The 5,007-nt window shown below is 62.0% G+C and carries 4 protein-coding genes; 3 read left to right on the top strand and 1 reads right to left on the bottom strand.

What is annotated here, in order from left to right; genetic code table 11:
- Nucleotides 1-122 precede the first annotated feature (122 nt).
- The gene (locus DBR30_RS16980; protein WP_005335238.1) at nt 123-1,067 is read left to right on the top strand and encodes a chemotaxis protein CheV; all 945 of its coding nucleotides are present in this window, start codon (nt 123-125) and stop codon (nt 1,065-1,067) included.
- Nucleotides 1,068-1,249: 182 nt separating this feature from the next.
- On the opposite strand, the gene DBR30_RS16975 is transcribed toward DBR30_RS16980, so the two are convergent.
- The gene (locus DBR30_RS16975; RefSeq protein ID WP_106842862.1) at nt 1,250-1,861 is read right to left on the bottom strand and encodes an arylesterase; all 612 of its coding nucleotides are present in this window, start codon (nt 1,859-1,861) and stop codon (nt 1,250-1,252) included.
- A 56-nt stretch (nt 1,862-1,917) separates the two neighbouring features.
- On the opposite strand from DBR30_RS16975, the gene DBR30_RS16970 reads away from it, so the two are divergent.
- Both DBR30_RS16970 and DBR30_RS16965 read left to right on the top strand, forming a co-directional pair.
- A complete protein-coding gene (locus DBR30_RS16970) occupies nt 1,918-2,613 on the top strand; it encodes an ABC transporter ATP-binding protein (protein WP_019446439.1) in 696 nt (231 codons plus the stop codon).
- Between the two features lie 36 nt (nt 2,614-2,649).
- On the top strand, nt 2,650-5,007 hold a 2,358-nt coding region (locus DBR30_RS16965; protein ID WP_258224472.1), incomplete at its 3' end, for an ABC transporter permease.

Genomic DNA, 5,007 nt, shown 5'->3' with positions numbered 1-5,007 from the left:
TAAGTGAGGCTTCGGCCTCACTTTTTTTGTCTGGTTGGTAGCTCTGGTTGAAAATGCGCCTGCCTTTCCTGGCGGGCAGCCTCTATAATAGAGTCGATTAATAATCAGATGGATATCAGCGTATGGCGAGTATATTGGATTCCGTTGATCAACGAACTCAACTGGTGGGTGAAAACCGCCTCGAGTTGTTGATGTTTCGTCTCGGCACCCGTCAGATGTTCGCCATCAACGTCTTCAAGGTACGGGAAGTTGTCAAGTTGCCCCATCTGAGCAAGATGCCGGGCTCCCATCACAATATCAGCGGGGTGGCCAATATCCGCGGTACCTCGATCCCGGTGATCAACCTGCGCAGCGCCATCGGGATGCGTCCCATGCCCATCGACAGTGAATCCAACCTCATCATCACCGAGTACAACCGCACCATTCAGGGCTTTCTGGTGGGGCAGGTGGCCAATATCGTCAACATGACCTGGAAGGATATCCTGCCGCCGCCGCGCTCCGCCGGGCGCGCCAACTACCTCACTGCCATCACCCGCATTCCCGAAGATGGAGTGGATCAGATCGTCGAGATCATCGATGTAGAGAAGGTGTTGGCGGAGATCATCACCTATGACATCCGCATCTCCGAGGAGGTGCTGGATCGGGAGATCCTGCCCGAGATGCATGGACGCAAAGTGCTGATCGTCGATGACTCCAGCACCGCCCGCAATCTGGTGCGCGAGACCCTGGGCCAGCTTGGGCTTGAGGTGATCGAGTGTCAGGATGGTTTGCAGGCGCTGACCCTGCTCAAGGGGTGGTGCGATGCAGGCAAGAAGGTGACCGACGAGATCCTGTTGATGATCACCGATGCCGAAATGCCGGAGATGGACGGCTACCGCCTGACCCACGAGGTGCGCAGCGATCCGCGCATGTCTGACCTCTTTATCACCCTCAATACCTCCCTGAGCGGCAACTTCAACGAAGCCATGGTCAAGAAGGTGGGGTGTGACCGCTTTATCTCCAAATTTCAGCCCGACTTGCTGGTCGGCGTGGCCCAGGAGCGGCTGCGCCAGGTGCTGGAAAGCTGAGACGCTGCCTGCCGGTTATGCTAAATCAATAACAACACATCCCGCTTCGGCGGGATGTGTTGTTATTGGGTATTGGCGATGGATTGGTTGGGTCAAGGTGCCATGCCGAGATCGTCGACCATTCAAAACATCCGATTTTGGCGGGATATTTTGTTATGGGATATTGGCGATAGACGGCGGGCTTATTGGCTGAGCAGCGGCTCCATAAAGCGGGCGACTTTATCGCGGATTTGGGGCTGGGCCGCCGGGGTGGGATGAATGCCATCGTTCATCATAAGTTCAGGGCGCAGCGCAATATCATCCATAAAGAAGGGCAGCAGCGGCAGATCGTTAGCCTGGGCCAACTCGGGAAAGATCTGTTCGAACTGGCGCAGATAGCGGGCACCGTAGTTGCGGGGCAGCTGGATTTGGGTCAACACCACACGGGTCTGCTGCTCCTTGGCGAGCGCGATCATGCTGGCCAGATTCTGGCGGGTAATGGTCGGTGCGAAGCCACGCAGGCCATCGTTGCCTCCCAGTTCGATCAGCAGCCAGTCCGGTTTGTGCTCCTTCAGCAGAGCGGGCAGACGGGCCAGCGCCCCCTGGGTCGTTTCACCGCTGATGCTGGCATTGAGCAGGGTGTGTTTGCCCCCCTCCTCCTGCCATTTCTGGTTGAGCAGGGCAGGCCAGCTCTGCTCAACCTGCATCTGATAGCCGGCGCTCAGGCTGTCTCCCAGCACCAGCAGGGTCTGGGCCTGAGCCGACGAGAGCAGGCTGCCGAGGCCAACGAACAAGACAAACAGAATACGCACCATCAATTCAACTCCCGCTATGGATTGTCATCAAGGGATTGGAACAAAGGATACAGAGCATGAGTTCAACCCCCATTATTGTCGTCAAGGGCCTCGGCAAATCGGTTCGCCTCGGCCAGGAAAGCCTCACCATCCTTGAAGGGATCGATCTGCAAGTCAATAGCGGCGAGACGGTGGCACTGGTCGGCGCCTCCGGCTCCGGCAAGTCCACCCTGCTGGGGCTGCTGGCCGGGCTCGATCTGCCGAGTCAGGGAGATATCGAGATCCTCGGCAAATCCCTTGGCGAGCTGGATGAGGAGGGCCGGGCCCGGTTGCGCGCCGAGCAGATCGGCTTTGTGTTCCAGTCGTTCCTGCTGCTCCCGACCATGACGGCGCTGGAGAATGTGATGCTGCCCGCCGAGCTGCGCGGCGAGCGTGATTGCGAACCAAGAGCCCGCGAGCTGTTGGCGGCGGTCGGGCTTGGCGAGCGGTTGCACCATCTGCCGCCACGGCTCTCCGGCGGTGAGCAGCAACGGGTGGCCATCGCCCGTGCCTTTATGACCCGCCCCAGTCTGCTGCTGGCGGACGAGCCGACCGGCAACCTCGACAGCAAGACCGGCGAGAAGGTGATCGAGCTGCTGTTTGAACTCAATCGCAAGCACGGCACCACCCTGGTGGTGGTGACCCATGACCATCAGCTGGCCGAGCGTTGCCAGCGGCAACTGGTCATGACGGCGGGTCGGCTGGATCGCGAGGTGGCCCATGATGTGGTGTAACGGGGTGAGCTGCGGGTCAGGCGGGAGATGCAAGGGATGATGCAGTGGCGATTGGGATGGCGACTGCTGCGCCGGGAAGGTTTCAGCGGCGAGCTGCGCTGGTTTGTGCTGGCGCTAGCGCTTAGCGTGGCGTGTGTCTTGAGTGTGGCATTGGTGGCGGATCGGCTCGATGCCGGACTCAAGGCGTCGGGCCGCGACTTTATCGGAGCGGATCGGGTGCTGCGCACCGCCGCCGCCCTGCCGGATGGCTGGCTAGCCCGGGCTAAACAGGATGGCTTGGCGGTGCAGACCACCGTCAGCTTCAACAGCATGCTGTTTCACGGCGACGCGCTGCAGCTCGCCTCCATTCGGGCGGTGCCCGATGGTTTTCCCTTCTACGGCAAGCTCACTCTGGAACCTGCCCGTGCCCCGGCCCCCGGCGAGATCTGGCTCTCCGCCCGGGTGATGCAGCTGCTCAAGGCCAAAACGGGGGATGAGCTGGAGGTGGGCAATACGGTGCTCAAGGTGGCAGGCCTGCTTGGCGAGGAGCCGGATCAGGGCTTCAGCCCCTTCCTGCTGGCGCCGCGTGCGCTGATCCACAGTGCCGATATCGAGGCGACCGGTGCTCTGCTCCCCGGCAGCCGCCAGCAGTGGCGCTATCTGTTCAAAGGGCCGCGAGAGTCGCTGGCCCGTTACGAGCAATGGTTGTTGCCGCAATTGCAGGCCGGACAGAAGTGGATCAAACCGGATGACAGCGAATCCCAAGTGGGTCGCTCGCTGGCCAATGCCGAGCGTTTCTTCCGGCTCGCCTCGCTAAGCGGGGTGTTGCTGGGGGCGTTGGCGATGGGGATTGCGGTGCGCCACTTTGCCGAGCGCCAGACTAATATGGTGGCACTGCTCAAGACCCTGGGGGCATCCCGTCACTCGCTCTGGCAACTGATGGGAACCCTGCTGCTGTCGCTGACGCTGATCGGCGCGTTGCTAGGTCTGGTGGCGGGCACAGCCATGCAGTGGATCACCTTGCAACTGCTGGGGGACCTGCTGCCGCCGGATCTGCCGCCCCCCTCCTGGCGCCCCTTTGCGCTGGGCATGGCAGTGGCGCTCTTTATCACCCTGCTGCTCGCTTTTGTGCCCTTCTTGCGGCTGCTGAAGGTGCCGCCGCTGCGGGTATTGCGCCGGGAGCTGGAGGCGGGGATTCCCCCCTGGCTGGCTCTGCCGGTCGGCCTGCTCGGGCTGTTTGCGCTGGTCTGGGGCTTTACCGCCGATGTGCGGTTGGCGCTGGGTCTGGTGGGGGGCATGGGCTTGCTGATGGGGCTGTTGGCCCTGCTGGCGGCGCTGATGTTGCGGCTGGGAGCAAGAGTGAACGGGCCTCATGCCTTGCGGCTGGCGCTAGCCCACCTGTCGCGCGAGCGCAGCAGCGGCCTGTTTCAGCTGGCGGGCTTTGCGCTGGCATTGATGCTGTTTGGCTTGCTATGGGCGGCAAGGGTCGATCTGCTGGATGAGTTTTCGGCCCGTCTCCCGGTTGATGCACCCAACCGTTTTCTGGTCAATGTGGCCGAGAACGAGCGGGAGGGGATCCTGAGCGAGCTGGCGGCAGCCGGGGCCAACACCTCCGACTTCTACCCCATGGTGCGCGGCAGGCTGACCCATATCGCCGGTGAGGCGGTGGGCGAGGGGGCGAGTAGTGGTCGTGAAGGGGTCGATCGGGAGCTTAACTTCACTACCACGGCGACCCTGCCAATCGACAACAAGCTGGTGGCCGGTAAATGGCTTGCCGGGCCCGGCGAGGTGTCGGTGGATAGCGAGCTGGCCAAGCGGCTCGATATCAAGTTGGGGGACATGCTCGCCTTTACTATCGAGGGGCGCAGCTTTGGCGCCAGGGTCACCAGTTTGCGCAGCATCAAGTGGGACAACATGCGCCCCAACTTCTACATGATCTTCTCCGAGGATCTGCTGGCACCCTTCTCCCGTACCTGGCTTGGTAGTTACCGATTGCCCGAGGCGGGGCGCTCTGCCGAGGTGGAGTTGATCCGCCGCCACCCCACGGTGAGTCTTATCGATGTGGATGACCTGATTGCGCGGCTCACTCAGGTATCGGAACAGGTGAGCCGGGGGCTGGCGCTGATGCTGGGGCTAGTGACGGTAGCCGCACTGCTGGTGCTGCTGACCCAGACTCAGGCCAGCATGGCCCAGCGTCGGCGCGAACTGTTGCTGATGCGCACCCTGGGGGCCAGCAGCGACCTGCTGAAAAAGATGCTGCGCTGGGAGCTGGTGGCCAGTGGTGCGCTGGCGGGGCTCTGTGCCAGCATGGTGGTGGAGCTCTGCTCTTTTGGCCTGCAGTGGTGGTGGTTCGAGGGGCAGTGGCAGTTCCACTGGGCCATCTGGCTTGGCCTGCCAACGTTGGGGGCGCTGCTG

Source organism: Aeromonas sp. HMWF017 (assembly GCF_003061465.1).
GTDB classification, from domain to species: domain Bacteria; phylum Pseudomonadota; class Gammaproteobacteria; order Enterobacterales; family Aeromonadaceae; genus Aeromonas; species Aeromonas veronii.
This window is presented reverse-complemented; position numbering and strand designations above follow the sequence as displayed.